General features: G+C 40.5%; 21 protein-coding genes. 8 read left to right on the top strand and 13 right to left on the bottom strand.

Annotated elements, in window-relative coordinates; translation table 11 throughout:
- Positions 1 to 6: 6 nt before the first annotated feature.
- Positions 7 to 1,011 carry a tryptophan--tRNA ligase gene (trpS, locus tag C2869_RS11980; protein ID WP_108603156.1) on the bottom strand — a complete coding sequence of 335 codons (1,005 nt, stop codon included), beginning with the start codon at positions 1,009 to 1,011 and terminating at the stop codon, positions 7 to 9.
- Positions 1,012 to 1,231: 220 nt separating this feature from the next.
- On the opposite strand from trpS, the gene C2869_RS11975 reads away from it, so the two are divergent.
- Positions 1,232 to 2,446, top strand: coding sequence for a hypothetical protein (locus C2869_RS11975; protein WP_108603155.1), 1,215 nt, complete (start codon positions 1,232 to 1,234; stop codon positions 2,444 to 2,446).
- A 14-nt stretch (positions 2,447 to 2,460) separates the two neighbouring features.
- Here C2869_RS11975 and C2869_RS11970 read toward each other — a convergent pair whose 3' ends face one another.
- Positions 2,461 to 2,808 (bottom strand): EF-hand domain-containing protein, encoded by a 348-nt coding sequence (locus tag C2869_RS11970; protein ID WP_108603154.1) that lies wholly within the window; start codon positions 2,806 to 2,808, stop codon positions 2,461 to 2,463.
- Positions 2,809 to 3,096: 288 nt separating this feature from the next.
- On the opposite strand from C2869_RS11970, the gene C2869_RS11965 reads away from it, so the two are divergent.
- Positions 3,097 to 3,474, top strand: coding sequence for a hypothetical protein (locus C2869_RS11965; RefSeq protein WP_108603153.1), 378 nt, complete (start codon positions 3,097 to 3,099; stop codon positions 3,472 to 3,474).
- A gap of 5 nt (positions 3,475 to 3,479) precedes the next feature.
- Here C2869_RS11965 and C2869_RS11960 read toward each other — a convergent pair whose 3' ends face one another.
- The 5 genes from C2869_RS11960 to pspA form a co-directional block, all read right to left on the bottom strand.
- Positions 3,480 to 4,655, bottom strand: a complete 1,176-nt coding sequence (locus C2869_RS11960) for a TIGR01620 family protein (RefSeq protein WP_108603152.1) — start codon at positions 4,653 to 4,655, stop codon at positions 3,480 to 3,482.
- Positions 4,652 to 6,079 carry a YcjX family GTP-binding protein gene (locus C2869_RS11955; RefSeq protein ID WP_108603151.1) on the bottom strand — a complete coding sequence of 476 codons (1,428 nt, stop codon included), beginning with the start codon at positions 6,077 to 6,079 and terminating at the stop codon, positions 4,652 to 4,654. Before C2869_RS11955 ends, C2869_RS11960 begins: the two co-directional genes overlap by 4 nt.
- Before the next feature lie 89 nt (positions 6,080 to 6,168).
- Positions 6,169 to 6,573, bottom strand: a complete 405-nt coding sequence (gene pspC / locus C2869_RS11950) for an envelope stress response membrane protein PspC (RefSeq protein ID WP_108603150.1) — start codon at positions 6,571 to 6,573, stop codon at positions 6,169 to 6,171.
- Positions 6,566 to 6,802 (bottom strand): envelope stress response membrane protein PspB, encoded by a 237-nt coding sequence (gene pspB, locus C2869_RS11945; RefSeq protein WP_108603149.1) that lies wholly within the window; start codon positions 6,800 to 6,802, stop codon positions 6,566 to 6,568. Before pspB ends, pspC begins: the two co-directional genes overlap by 8 nt.
- Positions 6,803 to 6,817: 15 nt before the next feature.
- Positions 6,818 to 7,480 carry a phage shock protein PspA gene (gene pspA, locus C2869_RS11940; protein WP_108603148.1) on the bottom strand — a complete coding sequence of 221 codons (663 nt, stop codon included), beginning with the start codon at positions 7,478 to 7,480 and terminating at the stop codon, positions 6,818 to 6,820.
- Positions 7,481 to 7,665: 185 nt separating this feature from the next.
- Here pspA and pspF point away from each other — a divergent pair, with 185 nt between their 5' ends.
- The 6 genes from pspF to C2869_RS11910 are packed head-to-tail and all read left to right on the top strand — an operon-like array spanning position 7,666 to position 14,083.
- A complete protein-coding gene (gene pspF / locus C2869_RS11935) occupies positions 7,666 to 8,769 on the top strand; it encodes a phage shock protein operon transcriptional activator (RefSeq protein WP_108603147.1) in 1,104 nt (367 codons plus the stop codon).
- Between the two features lies 1 nt (position 8,770).
- Positions 8,771 to 10,393: an ABC transporter substrate-binding protein gene (locus C2869_RS11930; protein ID WP_108603146.1), complete on the top strand. Its 1,623-nt coding sequence runs from the start codon at positions 8,771 to 8,773 to the stop codon at positions 10,391 to 10,393.
- On the top strand, positions 10,390 to 11,406 hold the full coding sequence (locus C2869_RS11925) for an ABC transporter permease (protein ID WP_108603145.1): 1,017 nt from the start codon (positions 10,390 to 10,392) through the stop codon (positions 11,404 to 11,406). Before C2869_RS11930 ends, C2869_RS11925 begins: the two co-directional genes overlap by 4 nt.
- 8 nt (positions 11,407 to 11,414) lie before the next feature.
- Positions 11,415 to 12,302, top strand: coding sequence for an ABC transporter permease subunit (locus C2869_RS11920; protein ID WP_108603144.1), 888 nt, complete (start codon positions 11,415 to 11,417; stop codon positions 12,300 to 12,302).
- 12 nt (positions 12,303 to 12,314) lie between these two features.
- Entirely contained in the window at positions 12,315 to 13,301 is a 987-nt protein-coding gene (locus C2869_RS11915) for a peptide ABC transporter ATP-binding protein (protein WP_108603143.1), read from the top strand.
- Between the two features lie 2 nt (positions 13,302 to 13,303).
- Positions 13,304 to 14,083 carry a peptide ABC transporter ATP-binding protein gene (locus tag C2869_RS11910; RefSeq protein ID WP_108603142.1) on the top strand — a complete coding sequence of 260 codons (780 nt, stop codon included), beginning with the start codon at positions 13,304 to 13,306 and terminating at the stop codon, positions 14,081 to 14,083.
- Between the two features lie 65 nt (positions 14,084 to 14,148).
- On the opposite strand, the gene C2869_RS11905 is transcribed toward C2869_RS11910, so the two are convergent.
- The 6 genes from C2869_RS11905 to pnp form a co-directional block, all read right to left on the bottom strand.
- A complete protein-coding gene (locus C2869_RS11905) occupies positions 14,149 to 16,263 on the bottom strand; it encodes a YjbH domain-containing protein (protein WP_108603141.1) in 2,115 nt (704 codons plus the stop codon).
- A 326-nt stretch (positions 16,264 to 16,589) separates the two neighbouring features.
- Positions 16,590 to 17,684: a hypothetical protein gene (locus C2869_RS11900; protein WP_108603140.1), complete on the bottom strand. Its 1,095-nt coding sequence runs from the start codon at positions 17,682 to 17,684 to the stop codon at positions 16,590 to 16,592.
- A 146-nt stretch (positions 17,685 to 17,830) separates the two neighbouring features.
- On the bottom strand, positions 17,831 to 18,151 hold the full coding sequence (locus C2869_RS11895) for a ComEA family DNA-binding protein (protein ID WP_108603139.1): 321 nt from the start codon (positions 18,149 to 18,151) through the stop codon (positions 17,831 to 17,833).
- Positions 18,152 to 18,283: 132 nt separating this feature from the next.
- Complete coding sequence (locus C2869_RS11890) at positions 18,284 to 20,026, bottom strand: hypothetical protein (protein ID WP_159084145.1); 1,743 nt, start codon at positions 20,024 to 20,026, stop codon at positions 18,284 to 18,286.
- Positions 19,962 to 20,825 (bottom strand): lipoprotein NlpI, encoded by an 864-nt coding sequence (nlpI, locus tag C2869_RS11885; protein WP_108603137.1) that lies wholly within the window; start codon positions 20,823 to 20,825, stop codon positions 19,962 to 19,964. The genes C2869_RS11890 and nlpI overlap by 65 nt, the downstream gene beginning before the upstream one ends.
- Before the next feature lie 130 nt (positions 20,826 to 20,955).
- Positions 20,956 to 23,055 carry a polyribonucleotide nucleotidyltransferase gene (gene pnp / locus C2869_RS11880; RefSeq protein WP_108603136.1) on the bottom strand — a complete coding sequence of 700 codons (2,100 nt, stop codon included), beginning with the start codon at positions 23,053 to 23,055 and terminating at the stop codon, positions 20,956 to 20,958.
- Positions 23,056 to 23,128: the final 73 nt, after the last annotated feature.

Here is a 23,128-nt window from a genome sequence, read left to right as displayed (position 1 = left end):
AATAACTTACGGCTTGGGTACAAAACCTAATACGTCATATACACTACGCAACGTTTTAGCAGCACGTTCAGATGCTCTTTCAGCACCTTGTTTCATGACTTGATCTAAATAGGCACGATCGTCGCGAATTTCGGCAAAGCGCGCTTGGATAGGCTCAATTAAACCAACAACCGCATCTGCGACATCACCTTTTAAGTGGCCGTACATTTTGTCTTCATATTTAGGCACTAAAGACTCAATGCTTTCACCCGTCGCACAAGACAACAAACTCAGTAGGTTTGATACGCCTGCTTTTTCTTCTAAATCATAATAAATACGAGCTTGCTCGTCGGAATCCGTTACCGCGCGTTTGATCTTTTTAGTGATTTTTTTCGGTTCTTCCAACATACCAATAAAGTTATTGATATTGTCATCCGATTTAGACATTTTCTTATTTGGATCCTGCAAACTCATCACGCGGGCACCCGTTTGCGGAATATAAGGATCAGGCACCTTAAACACATCACCATACAAATTGTTAAAGCGCACAGCTATGTCACGGCTTAATTCTAAATGCTGTTTTTGGTCACTGCCTACAGGTACTTTATTAGCTTGATACAACAATATGTCAGCCGCCATTAATACAGGATAAGTATATAAACCGACGTTGATATTGTTTTCATTTTTCGCTGACTTATCCTTAAATTGAGTCATGCGATTTAGCTCACCCATTTGCGCGTAACAATTTAACACCCAAGATAATTGCGAATGCTCAGCAACATGCGATTGGGCAAATATCGTGCTTTTCTTAGGATCGATACCACAAGCTAAATAAAGTGCTAAGGCATCTAAACAAGCTTTTTGTAATTTAGCGGGATCTTGACGAACGGTAATGGCGTGTAAATCAACCAACATGAATAAACATTCATTATCTTCTTGCATTGCGACCCACTGGCGCAAGGCCCCCATGTAGTTACCTATGGTTAATTCACCGCTTGGCTGACAACCACTTAATACGATTGGCTTTGTCATTTTGCCTCTGTTTCCGTTATTCAAAATTGGGTCGCTATGATCTACGGCCAATCGATTAATTTCAAGCGAAATATCGTTATTTATTGCTTATTAAGTCTGCATTTCGCTCAAATAATCTACACTTAAATACCCAAGCTCAAAATAGGCTTGCAGGGTGACAAAATACCCGTACAATCGCGCGCTTTTTAGCGCCGCTTACCAGTGGAGGTAATCAAACTTTATGCGCAAATTGCTAGCCGCCCCAACTGAAATGAATTTGTCTGCCAGTGACAACCAACATTATCAAAATGCCCTTAAATTCGTGCCTGATATCACGCTCAATTTAATGGCGGTCAAAGTGGACGAACGCGCCACTGATTTTCTGTCTTGGTGTTTGCAGCTATTGGATATTTGCCATAGCCAATTGAATATGGATTTACTAGAGCCTGAACAACTGCCTGTTTTAGAGAAATTTAAAAGCGCGCTCGCAGCGGCTGTCAGCCAAAACCAAATAAAAATGTTGCGTATTACGCCTTGGCCCATGTTTGTTGGCTTTATTAAACAAAACGCTGCAGGATTAGCGATTACCGAACGCTTGCGCCTTCTAAAACACCTAGCTAGCATTAAAAGCCAGCCGCTAGCAGACATGATTAACGAAGACAGGCTAGCCTTCGCCGGTAAACACACACAACAACACGATGTATCGGTTTACAATTATGATGTTGAATGGTTTGGTTCAACCAAAGCTGCGCGCGCTTTTCATCAATTACTCAATCAAATTCCTGAACAGTTTGACAAAGCGCTGGACAATATCCCGTTAGAAGGTGAAGTCACGCAAGATCATTACCAAGCATTTGTAATTGCCTATTTGCAAATTTTTGCCAACAACTTACCAGAAGAAAAGCCAAGTTTGCCTGCGGCAACGCGCCTACTTGCCATGCGCCGTCCTGATGTGTTTGTTGTGATCAGCAACAATAAAATAGATGCATTATGTAATGGCTTAAGCATAGGTAAATTTAACAATCGTGATTTCCAAGCTTATTGGCAAGACTTAATCACCTGTATTCAGTCATGTCCGTGGTGGCGAGCTCCATGCCCTGAAATAGACCATGAAACGAGTGAAGAAAGCGAGAGCGAACATTTAGATGAAACGACTTTATGGCGCAATCGCGCTATTTTAGTTGATCTATTCTTTTATTACTCACCGGACAGTGCAGAAAAATCGAATTACTTGTTGTTAAAAAACAAGCCAGCTAGAGCTAAATCAAGCGCAACGACAACTGGTTCGAAACGCACTCGCAGCAAAGAATCAATTGAAGTATTAGTCGACCGCGCATTAGCGGCAGATGATATTCCAGCTTATTTAAAGGACAAAAGGGAGTCGATAATTAGCCAAGTCAATGCCGGTAAAAGTGTCGATCAGGTCATCAGCTTATTACGCAGTATTTTTGGCTAATCAATCCTTGTTTGTTACTTGCGATTAGCTTGTTGCGACTCAAACAACTTTTTTAAATGACGCGGAGGTTGATGACTGACAAACTCTTGTCGAGAGATCTTCCCGTCATTATTCTCGTCTATTAATCTAAATAAACGTTTATGCTTACCTAACGGCAACTTGTAACGAGCAAACTCGTTAAATTCAAGTTGGCCGTTAGCGTTTTTATCTAGCCGATTAAATGCAGGTCGCTTCAAGCGCTGCACTTGGCAACACTTTGCTTTACGTTGAACCTTATTGTCTTTTAAAGGTACGGCCTGCACTTGCGGCATTTGCCAAACAAAGCCAAGCGTAAAAATAAAAACCAATTTAGCAAATTTCAAATCCCCCCCCTTTGCTATAGTCAAAGCGAGCTGGTTTTAGGGGAAGCCGTCAAGCTTCGAGACCCCATGAGCATATGCTCTATTATGTGATTGGGGCGAGTAAGCGCAGACAATGAACCATAAAGCCTGATCGAGAAGACTATATACAACACATTGGTTATTTTGTGGTCGTAAACTTAGCTTAACGCTGAAAATGGTAAAAAATTGGCAACTATTGTGTAAACAATGTGGAAGATTTAACAAAAAGCAGTTATAAAAAACTCAAAGGGTTATTGGAACGTAAAATTTATGGCACTGCCACAAGGTGAATACAGCATCGATTTAGATGAAGACGTCATTCTTATTAGAATTAAAGGCGGGTTTAGTTTGCAACATACAACACAGCTCGTCACAGATATTAAAGACACTGTACAAAGCTTTGGCAACCAGCCTTTTTCGATTTTAGTTAATGCATTAGCCTTTGGTGGCGCATTAAATGATTCATACCAAGTATTTGAAGAATTAAATCAATGGCTCAATACTAAACCGATGAAAGGTAAAGCCAATGTCATGCAGTCACTTACCCTAAAAAGCCTAAGTGACAACCGCATACCTTCACGTTTAGAGCAAAACTTACGTATTTTTTCAAACGAATCAGAAGCGCTAGAATGGCTTCACTCTCTCTAACACAATCACGACTTTGTTTTACTTTTTAGCTTTTCCGTTAACTCTTTAATCAAGGCTTTGCGTATGTCAGTTAATTTGATAACCGCACTGGCGTTATGCGTAAAAGGCCGAATTGCCTGAACACTTCTTGCTCCTAAACGCGCTGTTAGTAAACCGACGCCTAAACCTTGAGCCGCCATTAAACTAATTCGTCCGGTTAAATCCACACTGAGAGAATCCGCCGCCAAATCAGTCAACAGCTCGCTACCGCCTGTAAGCGACATGTGGAGCAATATATGCTTTACTAAGCGCACACGACCAATGTAACCAAACTCGACACCATACAAACGCGCTAACTGATTAACCATGCGGATCTGTTTAATGGCGCCACCCAGCATGTCTAATATAGCTAATGGGCTCAAAGCGGTAATAACTGCCGTTTCTGTCGCGGTTTTAGCAATTAAGCGATGAGCTTGCTTGTCCAATTCAGTCAATACTGTACTTTGATATAACTCAAATACATCTTGTGCATGCTGGCAATGTTGCTGCTGGCTAATAAATTTTTCACTCTGACTGGTTAATGTCACCTCTTGCAAGCCTGCGTAATGTGCTTCACACAACTGCACAGCTTGTCTTTTGCTAAACGATGCTTGCGCCTGATCACTCGACAGACTTTGTAATGCGGTTTGTTTTTTTAAACTGCGGAGTGCTCTGTATTCTTGCCAACCGAGTTTGCCAACAATAAAGGCTAGGCTCGCGAAAAAAACCGAATACAAACTCACTAAAACAGGGCTGGATGTAAATTGATTCACCAGCATATCTAACCATTCATACCCGGAAATAGCAGCAATACTAACGATTAATAATGTCCACGGATTAAATAAGCGTATAGGTTTAAACCAACTGGATTTTTCACTGAGTGCTAGGTTTTCGTCATTGGCTAACTCACTACTAACTGTTGCCTTGGTCTCTGGCTCATTTTTAACTTCTGTTGCCTCAAACATATGCGCTTTCAACAGTTTCTCGTTGGCTTGTTTTTCCAATAATGAGAGATCTGGCTGTTGCGGTTCAAAATTTTTCGCTGAACGCAGCTTGTTCTGAGTATTTGTTGAGGTATTAAGATTTTGCTGCGAGCCCGCTGCTTGAGCTAGCGATGAATTTTCTCGATTTTCCAAATTGGCAAATGGGTCGTTTTGGCTCATTGTAGTTTGTCTCCCAATAAAAACTCACAAACTTTATCCATGGCAATATGAGGAAACGCCGCTTGTTCCGATAATCCTGTGGGTGGTAAAAAACTAGCAAAATCAAATTGATTATGTTGCCAAAAATTAGTCGATAGCACGCTTTTGGGTACCTCACCAGGAAATAAACATACGGTTTGTTGATTTGACTTCAATTGACCTGTTAACACTTGATAATCTTGACCTTCGTGTTTGGCAGAGCCTAATTGACTGGCTTTTATCGCAGACAGCGCTAAATACTGCATTTCAACTTCTGAATAATTAAGCTCTTGAGCCGGTTGGCTACTCAGATGCTGAATAAACAATTGATAATTAGCATATTGGTCTGGTGTGATTTGATCCGCTTTACTCGCAGCGAACAAAACTTTATCTATCTTGGGATTAAGTAAGCGGCTTAGCCAAGATTGTTTGCCATAACGAAAACTATGGTTTAACTCATTCAGCGAATACTGTAAGTCTTCCACATGCGCTTGTCCTAAGTTCAACGCACTTAATCCATCAACCAAAATAACCTGACGGTCAAATTCACTAAAATGATCGACATAAAAAGGTTTTACAATATGCTCCACATAATAAGCATATCGTTTCATATTCAATTGTAATAAGCTTTGCGCTCCATCTTGAATATTGTCAATCAGCTCGATTGGTAAAGGGACAAAATGCAATGCGGGTGTATTTTGCCATGTGCTAGGTAATACAAAACGCCCAGGTTGGATCCAAGAGTACCCTTGTTGTTTTAACTCAAGTAAAAACTGCGTATAAACAGTTGATAAGGATTCTAAAACCCGCTCATCTGCCCCACCTTGCCAATTTATTTCTCGGCATTTTTGCTTAAAGTTTTGATAGGCAGCATGATGTTGATATCGAGAGTCGATAACTTCACACCATTGCTTAAAATCCCAACGTAATAAAGGTAAATCCAGTAACCACTCCCCTGGATAATCGGTAATTTTAATGTTTAAACAATGCGTATCACCAAGCCAAGATTTAAGCTGTTGTTGCGTTTTATATTTAAGTGACAATGAAATTGAACTTGTGCCTTGCGTGCTTGCTGGCCATGTTGGCGAACTGTGACACAATGACGCTATTGCTTCGTCGTAGCGAAAACGCTGCACATGGTAATCGCGCTGTAAATTGCGCTTACAGCCTAATAAGCGCCCTTGTTGAGCGGCCTGCCAAAAAGGGTATTGCGGCGTTTGGCTGGCAAATCGCAAGTGATGAACCAGGCCGCTAATAAATGCTGTTTTACCTGCACCACTTAAACCCGTTACAGCTAAGTTTATATCGACATCCAGCGCTCGACGCCCAGCCTTTATTGCTTTATTTTGCCAATGACTTAATTTGCTGTGCAGCTTAGCTTGCATTCCTTTGGGTATTTGTATCATAAGACTTGATCGCTTTAACTATATGTTGTGTTTACTCTATCGCGTGTTCAATCGTCAAGAGCCAGACGGATAAACCCTGAATCAAACATTTACAATTTATTAATTTCACGCGCAATCGAAAACTGTTTAGACGTGACGTATGATTCCAGTTTTTGCAAGCGTGTTTCTAAATTATCAAATGTTGCTTTGATATCTTGAAAGGCCCGACGCGGCGGCTGGCCTGCTTTCCATACTTGCGACTTGATTTCAAAATGCACTGGCTGAGCTGTTACCTGAGATTGCCAGTCTTTGGCTGGAGCTTGTTTATCCAATACTATCCACAATGCAATATACCCCCAAAAAAACAAACTGCCTGAGAGGAATAAACCACTAATTGCGATAATACGCACAAGCCATAGCTCCCAACCCCAATAGTTGGCAATTCCGGCACACACACCACCCAATTTTCCGCGATCCGGATCGCGTTTAATACTAGTCGGTTTTTTCTCACTCATGATGTCGTCTCCACTGCGGTGATTCTTGATCGAGTATTTGCTCTAAAGATTGAATACGCTGCGCCATGCGCTCAGCATCCTTAGCTAACTTTTCTAACTCGTAAGATTCCGTTTCACTTAACCCCTGACCTATTTGCCGCTTTGAGCGATAGTGAAGAACCAACCATATCGGGGCAACCACCACCATAAATAATATGGTTGGCACAAATATAAGCTCTGTAATTTCCATGTCGTCTTATTCCGCTTATTGCTTTTCTTGCATTTTAGCTTTGAGCTCCGCCAATTCGCTGTCTATTTTGCTTTGTGATTGCAATTCGGCGAATTCATCATTTAATGTTTTCTTACCCATGTCATAAGACTCGACACTGGCCTCAATATCATCAATTTTTCGCTCATAATTTTCAAAGCGGTTCATGGAATCTTGCACTTTGTTTGAGTCTAACTGCCGCTTAACGTCTAAGCGAGATTTCGCAGTTTTTTGACGTAACAATAACGCTTGCTGACGAGCTTTTGCATCATTGAGTTTTTCTTGCAATTGTGAAATTTCATCTTGTAAGCGCCCCATGTTTTCATCAACCAAATTAAGCTCAGCCAACATGATTTTAACTTGCTCTTCAAGCTGAGATTTTTCCAATAAGGCTGCACGCGCCAGATCTTCACGCTCTTTACTTAAGGCTAATTCGGCTTTCGCTTGCCAGTCAGCTATCGCGTCTTCAATGCGCGCTATACGTCTGGTTAAATCTTTCTTTTCTGCCAAGGTACGGGCAGAGTTTGAACGAACCTCAACTAAGGTGTCTTCCATCTCTTGAATAATTAATCGAACCATCTTAGCCGGATCTTCAGCTTTATCTAATAACGCCGTGATATTCGAATTTACAATATCTGCAAAACGAGAAAAAATACCCATACTGTGTAACCTCTTGATTTAGTACTCAGAATAATTAATACACCTAAATAGATTACATATTCTGTGCCAAGGTTTACACAATATTTAACCAACTGTTTTTATTGATATTTTTTAATTAAAGACAATGTATACTTTTTCGACTATTATATTTTTAACCAACTATTAGCGATATTTACTAACTGAATATGGGAAATTCGCCAACTAATGAAAGCCTACTTGGTCAATCAGATGCGTTTTTAAGTGTTTTAGACCAAGTTTCTCGAGCCGCGCCATTAAACAAACCAATTTTAATCATAGGTGAACGTGGTACAGGTAAGGAATTGATTGCGGCACGACTGCATTTTTTATCGGAGCGCTGGCAACAAAACTACGTTAGCTTGAACTGTGCTGCACTCAGTGAAGCCTTATTAGAAAGTGAATTATTTGGCCATGAATCCGGAGCATTTACTGGCGCTAGTAAACGCCATCACGGTCGTTTTGAGCGTGCAGACGACGGCACATTATTTTTAGATGAATTAGCCAATACCCCTAGCTTAGTTCAGGAAAAGTTACTTCGGGTAATCGAATATGGAGAGTTTGAACGCGTTGGTGGCTCTAAGCCGATCCAAGTTAATGTGCGTTTAATTGCCGCCACCAATGAAGATTTACCAACCTTAGCTGAACAAGGAAAATTTCGCTCGGATCTGCTTGATCGCTTATCATTTGATGTCATTACCTTGCCGCCATTGCGTGAAAGGCCTGAAGATATCCTCTTGCTTGCAGAAAAGTTTGCAATTGACATGGCTAAAGAGCTTGGACATGCCTTTTTTGCCGGCTTTAGCCCGCGGGCTTGTAGTCAATTAATGAGCTACCATTGGCCAGGGAATATTCGTGAATTAAAAAACGTGGTTGAACGTGCGGTATATCGCAATATTAATATTGATAAACCCATTACGCATTTGATATTGGATCCCTTTGCTTCTCCTTATCGCCCCAACAAAGATAGCTTAAACCAAACAGCGTCATCGTCTCTCTCGTCAAAAGTATCGTCACAAAAATCACCACAAACTAACGAACAAGCTGAAATTAACACGGAAACACGGCAAAAGACCGGTGCTAGCCCACAAGAATTCGTCTTTCCGCTTGATTTTAAGCAACAAACTCAAAATTATGAGATAAATATTTTAAAAAACGCGTTAAAATCAGCTCAGTTCAATCAGAGAAAGACCGCAGACATTTTAGGCGTCACTTATCATCAATTGCGCGGTTACTTAAAAAAATATAACTTGCTCGAACAATCAAATAGCTAATATGAATTCTCTTGCACTTTTTAGTGCCTTGCTAATCGCACTTTTATTAACAGGGTGTAAGCCGCCAAGCTCGTCGATCTTGGAAAAAGGTTTAATTTATTGCTCAGAGGGCAGCCCAGAAACATTTAACCCGCAGCTAGTTACCTCTGCCACCACACTGGATGCCATTTCACGCCAATTGTATAACCGTTTGCTAGAATTTGATCCAGTTGATGGTAGCTTACAACCGAGTTTAGCTGAGTACTGGCAAGTATCAGAAGACGGCTTAACCTATACTTTTAAATTACGCGATAATGTCGCTTTCCATTCAACACGTTATTTCACACCAAGCAGGCCATTTAACGCTAAAGATGTCTTGTTTAGTTTCAAGCGTTGGTTCGATATTGATCATCCGTTTCATCACATTGGCGGCGGTATTTACCCTTATTTTGACAGCATTCAAATAAGTGAAAATATACAAACTATTGAGGCTGTATCCAGTAAAGTGATTCGCCTTAAACTTTATCGGGCTGACTCTTCATTTTTATCACATTTTGCCACTGACTATGCCGCCATTTTATCGGCCGAATATGCAGACCATTTGCTAGAAAAAAACACCCCTGAATTAATTGATATGCAACCGGTTGGTACAGGGCCATATATTCTGACTCATTATCAAAAAGACGCTTATATTCGTTTTAAACGCCATGTTCAATATTGGCAAACAAAAGGCAACATAGAGAATCTCGTATTTGATATAACGAGCCAAAGCTCGTTACGTTTAGCAAAACTCATTACACGTGAATGCGATGTCATTGCTTATCCTGTGACTAGCGAAATGGCAATCTTAAACAATGAAGATAAAGTTTCATTGCAAGCGCAACCCGCCATTAATGTTGGCTTTTGGGCCTTTAATACATTAAAAGCGCCATTTGATAATCCCAATGTACGGCGTGCTCTTGCTGCTGCCATTGATAAACAAACCATACTTAAAGCCGTATATTATGGCTCGGCAAGTGAAGCTAACTCGATATTACCCCCCTTTTCTTGGGCTTATCAAGCCCCCAAGCAAGGCAATAAACCTAATGCCAGCTATAACCCTGATCTCGCTAAACGCTTGCTAAGTGAAGCTGGGATTAAGCCCGGTTTTACAATGGATATTTGGGCGATGCCAATTGAAAGAGCTTATAACCCGAATGCACGTAAGATGGCGGAACTCATAAAAGAAAACCTGAAAGAAGTGGGTATCAAAGTCAAAATTGTCAGCTATGAATGGAATACATTTCGTCGTTTACTCAGTGAACAAAAGCATGATTCTGTATTAATTGGTTGGGCGGCCGATACCCCTGAACCTGACAATTTTTTTAGTCCGATCCTAAGTTGTGCATCCGCTATTGTCGGCTCAAATCGAGCAGCTTGGTGTAATACCGAATTTGATGAAACCATAAGCCAAGCATTAACAGTAGAGGGCCGTGAAAACCGTAAACGCTATTATGCGAAAGCGCAAAAAATATTGGACTTCGAAATGCCTGTTGTGCCCATCGCTCACTCAACTCGGTATTTAGCTAAGCAAGACAATGTGTATAACATCAATTTTTCTCCTTATTCAAGTATTGGCTTTAGCCAAGTGGAGAAAAACCAATGATGTATTATTTAGTACGACGCCTTAATTTATTACTCTCAACTCTATTTATACTGAGTATTATCACCTTTAGTTTGGGACATTTATTTCCCGGCGATCCCGTGCAAAACTTTTCTGGTTTGCGCGAGTTTGATTACGAGCAATACACAATTTTACAAGAAAAATATAAACTCGATGGCAGTTATATTCAGCAATATTTGGCATTTATTTCCCAAGTTTTTAATGGTGATTTAGGTGTGTCATTCAACTCGCAATCCCCCGTTATTGATGAGTTATTTAAAGTCGCACCTTCGTCTATTGAATTGAGTATTTACGCCATGCTATTGGCAATTTTAGTCGGTATTCCACTGGGTTTTTGGGCTGGGCTGCGCCATCAAAAATTGATTGATTATAGTTTGTACTCTTTATCCGTAATAGGTAACTCTATACCCTTATTCTGGTTGGGGCTAATGTTTATTTTGTTGTTTTCTCTAAATCTAAATTGGTTACCTATGTCTGGCCGCATCAATTTACTTTATGAGATCCCACAATCAACCGGCTTTATTTTATACGATATTCTTAAGTCCGATTTACCGTACAAATCGCAAGCTTTATACGATGCGCTGGCTCATCTCATCCTGCCTACGCTTACTTTAGCCATGGTACCCATCACCTTACTGCTAACCACCACGAGGAATACAGTAATAAAAGTGATGCAAACCAATTATATTAAAGCGGCTCAAACCAAAGGGCTCAGCACTTGGCAATTGGCAAAGCGCCATGTATTTCGTAACACCATGTTGCAGGTTATTCCGCAAATTGCCTTAGCATTTAATGTGTTAATGACGAGTGTCATGGTGACCGAAGTGATCTTTAGCTGGCCGGGAATGGGCAGTTGGTTAATAGAAGCCATATACCAACGAGACTACCCCGTGATAAAAGCCGGATTACTTGTAGTATCTGCCTTTATCGTATTTATTCACGTTTGTATTGATTTACTGCATGCGTTTACCAATCCCTTGTATAGAAAGTTATAGGACGACTCATGGCCAATAATATCTATGAAGAGATGACTTCACCCAACCCGATAGCACAAATATGGCGCAGTTATACCAAAATACATGTCGCGTGGATCTCACTATGGGTTGTCATCGCTTTCTCTGCCATTGCCATACTTGCGCCATTGATAGCGCCCTATTCTCCCTTTACTCAGCACCCTGATAGCTTGCTATTGCCACCCAGCTGGAACGATGCCGGTAGCGTATATTTTTTAATGGGCACTGACGATTTAGGCCGAGACGTGTTTTCCCGCTTGCTCTATGGTACAAGATTGACGTTTGGCAGCGCGGTAGTGGTAGCATTTTGTGCTATGTTAACAGGCTGTGCTATGGGCGCATTGGCGGGCATGAGCCGCGGTGTTAAATCAAGCATTTTTAACCATTTGCTTGACGCGATCTTGTCGATCCCTTCTTTACTGTTAGCCATAATTATCGTCGCGGTTCTAGGGCCGGGTTTAAATAATACGATTTGGGCAGTATTTCTCGCCTTAGTCCCACAATTTGTCCATCGAACACGTAATGCGATTGCCGCAGAAAAAAAGAAAGAATACGTTATTGCCACCAAGCTAGATGGCGCCAACGATTGGCAGCTCTTGGTACATTCCATTTTACCGAATATTATTAACGTCATTGTTTTACAATTTACCTTTGCGGTATCTGTTGCCATGCTGGATATTGCCGCTCTTGGCTTTCTCGGTTTGGGGGCGGATCCGTCGTCGCCAGAATGGGGCGCTCTGTTACGCGAAGGGATCGATCTACTGTATCGCGCCTCTTGGTTAGTCACCTTGCCCGGTATTTTCATGTTTTCTTGCCTGCTATGCGTTAATATTGTCGGTAGCAGTTTAGAAAAAGTCCTTAAATTTCAATCAGAATAAGAGTGATTAAATATGGCACTACTTGATGTCCGAAATTTAACCGTGACTTTAAATGATGATCTCGATTCCATTCATGCCATCGATAAAATGAGTCTAACGATTAGAGAAAATGGCTTTCATGGCTTAGTCGGTGAATCAGGCTCAGGTAAAACCCTATTTGCCAAAGCATTGATGGGGATCCTTGACGAGCGTTGGACAGTAAAAGCAGACCGCTTATTTTGGCAAGACAGAGATTTACTCAAAATGTCGGCAGAAAAGCGCCGCGAAGTGATTAATCGTGATATCGCGATGATATTTCAAGAACCATCACGCAGCTTAGATCCAACTGCACCTATCTTTGATCAACTCTCTGAAGTGATCCCGACATCAGAACTTAAATGTTCTTTTTGGGCTCGTAAACAAGCACGACGCCAATACGCAGCAAACCTGTTAAAAAAAGTCGGCATTAAAAGTTATGATTTTTGTCTTGACGCATTTCCACATGAACTCAGTGAAGGTCAATGTCAAAAAATAATGATTGCCATGGCCATAGCTCGTAAACCCAAAATGCTCATAGCGGATGAACCGACAGATGCAATGGAAAGCACCACTAAGGTACAAATATTGCGCTTGCTGCAAAAGTTAAATGAAACACAAGACATGGCTATTTTGTTAATTAGCCACGACTTGGAAGCCGTTACTCACTGGGCAAAAAACATGACAATTTTGTATGCAGGACAAAGTGTAGAAGCGGGTAATGTAAAAGAGTTAGTCGCTAATCCATTTCATCCTTATACCAAGGCTTTATTTCAAAACTTGGCGCAATTTACCCAACAAGCTAACCACAAATCGCCATTAACCACGCTAAAAGGTACAACACCTCCTTTGCAGCATTTACCAATAGGATGTCGTTTAGGCCCCCGTTGCCCACAAGCGCAAAAAAATTGTGTTATTGCCCCCAAAGCCAATCGCGTCAAAGGCCATGTGTTTAACTGCCACTTTCCGATTAATGTGAGGTAGTAATGAGTAAGTTATTGGATGTTGTCGAGCTGTCAAAATCCTATGAAAAACGGACTTTACCTTGGAAAAAAGAAAGTAAAATCGTTTTAGATAAAGTCAGTTTTAGTTTAGACCCATTCCAAACCTTAGCTATTGTTGGCGAAGCGGGGTCAGGTAAATCGGTATTGGCAAAATTACTCGCCGGTGCCGAAAAACCCTCTAGCGGCAAAATTTATTTGAATGGTCAAAAACTCGATACCAAAAACTTTAAACATAGATCACGCCATATCCGCATGATCTTTCAAGATCCGGCGACTTCTCTCAATCCAAGTATTCCCATAGGGCAAATGCTCGAGGAACCGCTCAAACTCAACACATTAATGTCGCCCAAAGAGCGGGAAGATAAAATCAAAAAAACGCTTGGACGAGTCGGTTTATTACCGGATTATATGTGGTTCTACCCACACATGTTATCCAGTGGCCAAAAACAGCGTGTCGCGCTCGCTAGAGCTCTTATTCTTGATCCTAAAGTCATTATTGCCGATAAACCTTTTGCGGCTATGGATCCCTCCACTCGCTCACAAATGGTCAATTTGTTTTTAGAATTACAACAAACCTTTGGCTTAACCTACATTTTCGTTTCTCATAATCTTAATATCGTTAAGCACATTAGCGATTACGTATTTATTATGAGTGAAGGTAAAGTGGTCGAGAGAGGGCTAACCAGTGAAGTATTTTCAGATCCGCGCCACAATATCACGCGCAAACTCTTGTATAGCCAACAAATGTTAAAAGTCAGCTAAATATAGACAGTCGCTATTTTAATAAAGATGCGAATACCAAGCTGGTATTCGCATAAATATGGGTTTTACTGGTCTTTAAATGTTAAATAGGCATCAATCAAACGTGCTTTGTTACGTTCAAGATAAGCCTGACCTGATCTAAAGTTATTAAAATAGATATTGGCTAAATTACGAGTTGATACATAAGCAATATCAGCGGTGCCTGGCGTTAATCGATTATGATTTTTGCCAATTAACGTATCGATACCATAAGTCCATTTATTTTCCCCGCGGAGTGTCACATGTTTAAAATTATAATCTTTACGTGGAGTCAACGGCACAGAGAAAGACAAACCTATAAATTCATTATTGACCCCAGACTCAGCATCGGTATTTTTGTAGCGTAAACGTACTGTCGTGTCGCCGAACTGACGTTCTAACTGTAACGTAAAACCAGTATCGGCTTGCCAAAATTGGCCTGCTTCGGCCCGCAATAACAAATCATATTCAGGGACATAGTGTTTATAAGAGGCAACAGCAACATCACGCTCTTTTGGCGTATTGGCTTCTTCCCAAGCTTTAGCCTCGCGACATACTTTGTAAAAAGTAATACAATCAATTTGCGATTCAAATTTATCGAGTTCATAGCGGCCGAGTTTCAACTGAAAAATATTACGGCCACTTTGTGACGCCCAATAGGCTTCATGGCTAATATAATTCCAATTTTCTCGGTAGCGTCCGACACTAGTCATGTTGAAAATATTAAACGGTAAAGTCCAACTTTGATGTAAACCCAGTTCATACAAGCCGGAGTTTTGCCGCGAATTAGCTAGTATATAACCATCTTTAAAATCTTTGGTTTCGTAAAATTGCTTTAAATATTTTGAAGAGAATGTCGCGCCTGACCACAAGTCTAATTCCAAGCGCGCAGCCAACGCCACGGAAAAGTCCAAAACCCCGACTTCGGTACCTACGGTGGAGTTGACGTCTGGCGATAAGGTGATCCTAGGCTTAAACCACGATGAATTTTGTTTTTGCTCACCGATCCAATTGACATTGGCAGTTTGACTTTGTCCCCCTTTGATCACGCGTAAGCCAGTTGATGTCGAGGTTTGCTGTAGAAAAGCATGATATTGGGCAAACTGACCACTGTAACTTTCTGCAACTAAGCCATTTTCAGTGATCTCTAATACAAACTGGCTTTCTTTGCTGGCTGTCACTTCATTAACCAAGGTGCCTAAAATGTAACCAACTGCATCTAAACGGTTACGACCAAATGTTGATAAGGTCGTCGCCCGAACAAATACCTTATTGTTAACATCATATCCTACGGAGATATCTTCCAGACCAAAGTCAATTAAGCCTTGTTTAAAACTTTTTAATTGCTCAAATAAACGGTTTTCTTGTTGACCTGACAATACTTGAACTTGAGTACGAGCTGCATTGCTTTGTTGAATTTCATATTCACTGCTATGCGCTAAAGATGTGGGTATTGATGAGCCCATAGGCAAGGTAAAGCCAATACCGTATGAAACATTATCCGTTAAATCTTCATTACTGGATGAAGTAATAATAGACGCATTAAACTGTGCTTGATTATTTAACCATGCCAAAGGTGTAGAAAAAACCAAACCAGTATGTGTATCAGCCGCATCATAATCGGCTTGCAGTTGTAACCATTCAAAGGGTTGATAACGTATAGAGCCAAACTCACCGTTCATTCTGCCTAACAGTGAATCACTTTTTGCTACGCCAGCAGAAATAGACAGACTGTCATCAAACAAGGACTTAGACAGCACAACATAATCAGCACCATAATTATTGGCGGCACCGCCTAAATCCTGTGAGCCAATCGCTAAACTAAACCAATCCTTGGGAATAAAGCTGGCTTTTAACTTGATATTGGCTGATAAATCAGACCCTTTACCCAAATCACTTGAATAACTGGCATTGCGCCCGCTCACTTCTAAAAAGTCATATAAACCAAAGCTATACACAAAGCTATGGTTATCCAAATAACGATTACCACGCTCAACCGGCTTCGAATAAAAAAAGTTAAAACTGCCAGGCTGTAATGTGTTGGCAGACGGCGTATTGACAGCCCCAGTGATCCCTTGAAAATTTATTTTTTCATCAACAGCTAAACAAGTATTAGTCAACAGGATGCTGGTGATCCCCAAAGTTAAAGCGAGTTTTTTCATTATCGTTATTCTATTTTACAAAATGTGAGTCGTTGTGAATTGGTATACAACACAGAGGCTTAGTTTCGTTTATTGTTTCACTAATAAACCATGTGCCAGATCTCTATAAAAATCACTGGAAGGCAATATGTTAAAGCAAGCAAACTGACAAATTTCTGTTTGTCGTGTATGTAGCACATTGACTCAAGCGCAAAGTCCTAAACACACCTTACCTTTGACTATTATCGGCTAATTCGCTCAGCAAGTTAATAAAACTAGCCAATCGTTATGCTATAAGGCATAAAAAAACCCGCCATAGCGGGTTTTTATTCAATCAGTAAAAGTGATTATTGTGCACCAGTAGCACCAGTACCTGTACCACCAGTAACAGTATCTTTAACTTTGTCTACTTCGGCTTTAGACTCATCAACTTTCGATTTAACTTCATCTGCAGTAGGCACTTTAACTTTTGTATCTAAAGTAGAGTTAGGGTTACTTGCCACTATCGCATTTACTTTAGCGTCAGCTTGGGTTTTAGCTGTCTGAGTAATTTGACCTAAAGTCGTAGATGATTTATCTGAACTACCTTTAGTGACCGCTTGAGAAACAGTAGAAGTCACTTTCTTGATAGCCGCCGCTAACGTAGCTGGCGCGTCTTCATCTGCATCTACCTTAACACCAATTACACTAGCTAATGAAGCGTTTACAATTGATAATGCTTTAACTGTATCATCAGCTTCATCAAATTTACTATCACCAGCTGTTGCGTTAGGAATTTTAACTTCAAACAAGTTAACAGAACTTGCTGTAGTAGTATCAATACCCAGTACAGTTGCAACTGACTTAGATGCAGTATCTGTCACTGTTTTGAAAACTTCTTTTGTAGTAACATCTTTTAGGCCATCAATACCACCACCAAGTTCAATCAAGGTATCTGTTGCAGCAGTCGATAATGCAGAAGCACTAGCCGTAACTGTCGCATCAACACCCGGTAGAGGAGTTTCAACAAAAGCCACTGTTTTTAATTCCAAGCCAGATAAGTCTTGAGTGTCAGTACAACCGTCAAAGTCACAATCCATCTTTGTTACGCCTGGCACAGCAAACATACGCACCATGACAGCTGTACCTTGATCTTTTTCTGGGACAGTAAAAGAATAATCGCCATCATCATTAGTTTGCGCAGTACCGATATAACCTTGAGTACCACTTAGATCAGCACCATTGTTAGTACTAACGGTGTTCGCACATTCTTTTGGGTTAACAGCACAGATTACAACCGTTGCCTGCTTTAAAACACCTTTAGTCGCAGTACCACTTAATGTAACTACTGCTGTAGGTGTAGTATCGGTATTACCAAAATCAGTTGAATCAACACATGCAGTTAATGCAAGTGAAGCAGCGATAGCTGCAGCAGCAGTTGTTTTTTTGAATAGGGATTTCATTTTATGAGCTTCCTTGTAAAAAATTTTTTGATTAGGAATTAGGTTTTTGTCTACTCAATTAAAAAACACTTCCAACAAATATGCAAGCCTATTTGATGGCAAGTATGTTAAACATTGTAATTAATACGCAAAATTAGACTAAATAACTAATTAATAACAAATTTTTTCTGCAATTCCGTTATTATTTTTACTCCTAAGTTTAGATCTTTTGCTTTTAACAGGTCATCAAACGACTTGATTCCCCCATTTTTATCCCGCCAAGCAATAATCGCTGCCGCGCGCTTTTTACCAATAAGCTTAGGTATTCTTAATTGCTCAGCCGTAACTTGGTTAATATCAAGCTTTTGTTGCACTTGCTTCACAATATTTTGCGCTTTTTGTATATCGCTATTTTGCGCAATTGCACTTTGAGAAAGTAGAACAAATGTCAGACTGAAAATACAAGACGTGAGAGTTTTAACTAGCATAGGTTTATCCTTAAATTTTTAAATCCAAAAAGTTATCAATATATAACGTTTTAATGTAAGGTGTTTAGTGATTAACGCCACAAACACAATTTACCCCTCAATTAAAATATATAAATTACTTTTCTGCCAGTTTTAATTTGCTAAAAGTGAGCGATAATTTCTTGTAATAGGTTGGGTATGTAATTCCATAAAACTCACATTAGCCCACGGCTTAATCGCCTGAACTGATGAGCCATGACAGGTTTGACTGGCAAATAAGCCGACACTCTGATTAATAGATTGTTCTAATTCCAAGGATCCGCTTTGGATCTGCAACACAAATCGCTCGCCTTGCTTAACCAGCCAATTATTCCAATCCAAATGCTCACGCAACATACCGGCCCATGGTATCGAATGTTGAATAAAATCTAGCGCTTGTTGCTGATTAGCAAACGACAAGGCCTTATCGATTATCACCACATTGGCGCCTAAGCGTTTAACTTGTTGATCTTTTGGTAACTGACAAACCCTAGCTTTTATCTGGCTAGCCAATTCATACTCATCTTCAAAACCGAGCAAATGACCTATTTCATGTTTAAGTACATGTCGATCAGCCTGCTGATTTAAATATATCCCTCGCCCTTGTACATAAGATTTTTTCTTCTGTGGCATTGCTTGCCAAGTTAACGTGTAAGGAGGGGTGATAGCCGTTACAGAGCTCTCAGCTTGTTCTGCCACGTGTTGCGTGTTCTTGCTACGCTTGTTCTTTCTTTGTATCTCTTTTCCCTGCCTATCTTTTTCCTGCATTTCTTTTCCCTGCACAGTGGCTCCCAACCCCCAACGATAACTGGCAATACAAATATTAAATAATTTAAGCTTGGTCTGATTGATCGTTTCATTTAACAGTGAGTCTAGCGCTTTTAACTGCCATGGGTTTTTCGCATAAACATGCAACATTAATTGACAAGCAGATCCATTCTGAAAATGCGCACTAGATACAGGATTAGAATATTCATCAACTAGCAGTGATATTCGCTGTTTAAGGCTTAATAAAAATTCATCGCGAATGTCTGTACGAGCCAATACGCGTTGCAGCATGGCTTGCCAGTACGGCTCTGCTAGCCCAACAGCCACATAAAGCTGATAAATTTGTCTTTCCTGTTCAGAAAATGTATTTGCTTTAACAAAGTTATCTAACTCACTAAAAGCTTGAGAATCAATTAGTTGCGAAACGCGAAAACGCAGGGCCGGTAAATAATTTTGCTCAATTGCCTTTGTTAGCCAATAGTGACTTGCGGTTGTAGACTTATTGGCTTTTTCCGTAAGCGGTTCATCTACTAATAATTGATTGGCTTGATTAGCAGATAACTGATTACTAGATGTTTGATAGCTTGATGCTTGATTGCTTGATGATTGATTGCTTGATGATTGATTGCTTGATAATTGAAAATAAGAAGCCTGATAACCAGATTTTAGGTACTTTGCTAACTTAAACTGGGCATCAGGGTTTCCTAAGCGAGCAAATAGCTCCAGCCAAGTTGCAACGTGTTTGGTAACTTGACTTTGCTTAAATTGTAGTTGCGCCTTGTTGGCTGGATTATCCAATGTTAGGCGTTTAAGCTCTTGACGAATGTTAGCCGCGGAGCTGAAATGTGGTAACCTAGGTAGTTTATCGACTTGTATATTAAATGTGTTGTCTGAATCAAAAATCAACGCACGCTTAATATACTGTGCTATTTTATATTCTGCTTGTTGACTAGCCAAGCCAAGGTCTTTACAGCCAATAAAAATAAAGCAACACAATACACAAAGGCTGTAGCGCCTCAGCTTATCAGTTTTTTGAACTATTAATACGGGTAAGTTCCAAGTTAGCGTATCTATGTTCAACATATTCATAAACATTGGTGGCTAAAGCGAGCTTAAAGTAAGTTTCTGCCATTAATGGCTCATTAGTTTGCTGATAATATTTGGCAAGGTAAAAATAAGCTTCACAAGCCTGTTTCGTTAAGTCAACCTCTGCTGAATTGAGGTGACGTAACCCTGTAATAAAATCGTCTGGTGACGACTTACCTAAGTACAAATCGATTACACTTATTGCCCAATTATTGGGATCAAGCTGGGCTTTAGCTTGTTGCAGTCCCTGATATGCTTGCTCGGCATTGACTTCCCTTTGGGCCAAATAAAGCCAGATTACGGGGTACGGGTCTTGTGGTTTTTCTTTAATAAAGGCTTGTAAATCATCAACCGCCAACTCATAACGCTTACCGTAATACAGCGCAATGCCACGATTAAGATACGCAAAACTATGCCCAGGCTTGAGTTCTTGCACCGAATCAAAGGCATCGTAGGCGTTGGCAAAGTCTTGTTCTAGCGTGTAGTAAATACCAATATAATTATAGGCTTCAGCTAAATTCTGTTTAAGCCTTAATGCTTGGTTAAAATCGAAATGAGCTAACTGGTTAAGGCCTATTTCGTCATAGCGCCGCCCACGTTGAAAATACACTTCAGCTTGCTGCTCTTCAGTCAAATTGACATGACCTAAAATATCAGACAAACGTTTAATGGCTAGTTGCTGCTGGGTAGAAACTTGCAGCGGTTTAACAAAGAGCATCTGCTGCTCATTATTTTTAGGTGTACTGTTACAGGCCGCTAAACTGATAATAAGCATTAGCATGGCGCCCAACTTAAAATACATATAGTGTTTCTTGTTAGTAATGACCTCTATAACGTCACTATACAAGCAGAAGACAAGATTGTCAGTGCTACAAAAACAAAAAAGGGAGCTAAAACGCTCCCTTTTACAATCGAGTATTAAAATTAATCGATTATTCAGCTACTTCAGGCTTTTCAACTGCCGCTTTCATGCTTAAGCGTACGCGGCCTTGACGGTCAATCTCAAGTACCTTAACAGTGACTTCTTGACCCTCTTGAATGTAATCTTGAACTTTTTCAACACGCTCTTCAGAGATTTGTGAAATATGAACAAGACCTTGTTTACCCGGTAACACTTCAACAAAGGCACCAAAGTCAACGATACGTACAACTTTACCTTGATAAACTTGGTTCACTTCAACTTCAGCAGTAATTTGCTTAATGCGCTCCATTGCTGCTTCTGCTTTAGATTTATCAGTTGCTGCGATCTTAACTTTACCATCGTCTTCGATTTCGATTGTGGTTTCTGTCTCTTCAGTAAGCTGGCGAATTGTTGCGCCACCTTTACCGATAACATCACGGATCTTATCAGCGTCAATCTTCATCTCGTATATGCGAGGCGCAAACTCAGAAACTTCTTCACGGTGACCAGAAATCGCTTCATCCATAACATTCAAAATATGTAAACGAGCCGCTTTTGCTTGGTTCAAAGCAATCTGCATGATCTCTTTAGTGATACCTTCAATTTTGATATCCATTTGTAACGCTGTAACCCCTTCTTGGGTACCCGCTACTTTAAAGTCCATGTCACCTAAGTGGTCTTCGTCACCTAATATGTCTGATAACACGACAAACTTGTCATCTTCTTTAACTAGACCCATAGCAATACCCGCTACAGACGCTTTAATCGGTACACCGGCATCCATAAGTGCTAAAGAGGTACCACAAACAGAAGCCATAGAGCTTGAACCGTTTGATTCAGTGATCTCTGATACAACACGAACTGTGTATGGGAATTCGTCAAGGCTTGGCATAACCGCTTGTACGCCGCGCTTAGCCAAACGACCGTGACCAATTTCACGACGCTTAGGTGAGCCTATCATGCCAGTTTCACCTACACAGTATGGAGGGAAGTTATAGTGCAACATGAAGTTATCAGTAGACTCGCCCGTTAGACTATCGATGATTTGTGCATCACGTGGAGTACCTAACGTCGCTGCGACAATAGCTTGTGTTTCACCACGAGTGAATAAAGATGAACCGTGTGTACGTGGTAAAATACCCGTACGAACATCAAGAGCACGAACACTTTCAGGATCACGACCATCAATGCGTGGCTCACCGGCGATAATGCGATCACGTACAACTGATTTTTCAACTGAACTTAGCATGTCGCCAATTTCGCCTTCATCAAGCTCTTCATCTTCGGCTAGCAATTTCGCTAATGCTTCGGCTTTAACTACGCCTACAGCTTCATAACGCGCCATTTTATCTGTGATTTGATAGGCTGCTGTAAAACCGTCTTTAGAAGCGGCTGTCACTTTCTCTTTTAATTCAGTATTAACTTCTGGTGCTACCCAATCTGATTCGGTTGGGTTAACCGCTGCTTTAAATGCTTTAACACCTTCGATTACAGCTTGAGATTGCTCATGACCATAAACAACAGCGCCAAGCATGACATCTTCAGATAATACTTCAGCTTCTGATTCCACCATCAACACTGCACTTTCAGTACCAGCAACCACTAAATCAAGTTGGCTGCTTGGTAATTCAGAAATAACAGGGTTTAACATGTATTGACCATCTTTATAACCAACACGAGCAGCACCAACAGGGCCTTGGAATGGCGTTCCAGCAATTGATAATGCCGCAGATACACCTATCATTGAAATAACGTCAGTTGGAATTTCTGGGTTAGCTGAAACCACAGTGATCACAACTTGTACTTCATTACAATAAGCTTTAGGGAATAAAGGACGGATTGGACGGTCAATAAGACGTGCTATCAAGGTTTCGCCTTCACTTGGACGACCTTCACGCTTAAAGAAACCACCTGGAATTTTACCTGCAGCATAGGCTTTTTCTTGATAGTTTACAGTTAATGGGAAAAAGTCACGCGGTTCATCCGATTTTTTCTCAACAACTGAAACGAGTACTGATGTGTCGTCCATGCTGGCCATAACAGCGGCACTTGCTTGGCGGGCAATCATACCCGTTTCTAAAGTAACAGTATGTTGGCCATACTGAAAAGAATGTGTAATTGGATTTAACATAGTTATCCTTATATTTTTAAATGAAAAATGAGTAACCGTTACCCAATTTCACTCATCTAAATACAGGACTTAG

The organism is Saccharobesus litoralis, from assembly GCF_003063625.1.
Lineage (GTDB): Bacteria > Pseudomonadota > Gammaproteobacteria > Enterobacterales > Alteromonadaceae > Saccharobesus > Saccharobesus litoralis.
The sequence above is the reverse complement of the archived record's forward strand: the minus strand, read 5'-3'. Positions and strand labels throughout refer to the sequence as shown.

What these genes read in the sequence shown, in the direction of transcription:
- C2869_RS11975 (WP_108603155.1), top strand. Translation starts at nt 1,232, where the DNA reads ATGCGCAAATTGCTAGCCGCCCCAACTGAAATGAATTTGTCTGCCAGT.
- pnp (WP_108603136.1), bottom strand. Translation starts at nt 23,055, where the DNA reads ATGTTAAATCCAATTACACATTCTTTTCAGTATGGCCAACATACTGTT.
- C2869_RS11925 (WP_108603145.1), top strand. Translation starts at nt 10,390, where the DNA reads ATGATGTATTATTTAGTACGACGCCTTAATTTATTACTCTCAACTCTA.
- C2869_RS11960 (WP_108603152.1), bottom strand. Translation starts at nt 4,655, where the DNA reads ATGAGCCAAAACGACCCATTTGCCAATTTGGAAAATCGAGAAAATTCA.
- nlpI (WP_108603137.1), bottom strand. Translation starts at nt 20,825, where the DNA reads ATGTATTTTAAGTTGGGCGCCATGCTAATGCTTATTATCAGTTTAGCG.
- C2869_RS11895 (WP_108603139.1), bottom strand. Translation starts at nt 18,151, where the DNA reads ATGCTAGTTAAAACTCTCACGTCTTGTATTTTCAGTCTGACATTTGTT.
- C2869_RS11900 (WP_108603140.1), bottom strand. Translation starts at nt 17,684, where the DNA reads ATGAAATCCCTATTCAAAAAAACAACTGCTGCTGCAGCTATCGCTGCT.
- pspA (WP_108603148.1), bottom strand. Translation starts at nt 7,480, where the DNA reads ATGGGTATTTTTTCTCGTTTTGCAGATATTGTAAATTCGAATATCACG.
- C2869_RS11915 (WP_108603143.1), top strand. Translation starts at nt 12,315, where the DNA reads ATGGCACTACTTGATGTCCGAAATTTAACCGTGACTTTAAATGATGAT.
- pspC (WP_108603150.1), bottom strand. Translation starts at nt 6,573, where the DNA reads ATGAGTGAGAAAAAACCGACTAGTATTAAACGCGATCCGGATCGCGGA.
- C2869_RS11910 (WP_108603142.1), top strand. Translation starts at nt 13,304, where the DNA reads ATGAGTAAGTTATTGGATGTTGTCGAGCTGTCAAAATCCTATGAAAAA.
- C2869_RS11930 (WP_108603146.1), top strand. Translation starts at nt 8,771, where the DNA reads ATGAATTCTCTTGCACTTTTTAGTGCCTTGCTAATCGCACTTTTATTA.
- C2869_RS11905 (WP_108603141.1), bottom strand. Translation starts at nt 16,263, where the DNA reads ATGAAAAAACTCGCTTTAACTTTGGGGATCACCAGCATCCTGTTGACT.
- C2869_RS11920 (WP_108603144.1), top strand. Translation starts at nt 11,415, where the DNA reads ATGGCCAATAATATCTATGAAGAGATGACTTCACCCAACCCGATAGCA.
- pspF (WP_108603147.1), top strand. Translation starts at nt 7,666, where the DNA reads ATGGGAAATTCGCCAACTAATGAAAGCCTACTTGGTCAATCAGATGCG.
- C2869_RS11955 (WP_108603151.1), bottom strand. Translation starts at nt 6,079, where the DNA reads ATGATACAAATACCCAAAGGAATGCAAGCTAAGCTGCACAGCAAATTA.
- C2869_RS11965 (WP_108603153.1), top strand. Translation starts at nt 3,097, where the DNA reads ATGGCACTGCCACAAGGTGAATACAGCATCGATTTAGATGAAGACGTC.
- C2869_RS11890 (WP_159084145.1), bottom strand. Translation starts at nt 20,026, where the DNA reads ATGAATATGTTGAACATAGATACGCTAACTTGGAACTTACCCGTATTA.
- pspB (WP_108603149.1), bottom strand. Translation starts at nt 6,802, where the DNA reads ATGGAAATTACAGAGCTTATATTTGTGCCAACCATATTATTTATGGTG.
- trpS (WP_108603156.1), bottom strand. Translation starts at nt 1,011, where the DNA reads ATGACAAAGCCAATCGTATTAAGTGGTTGTCAGCCAAGCGGTGAATTA.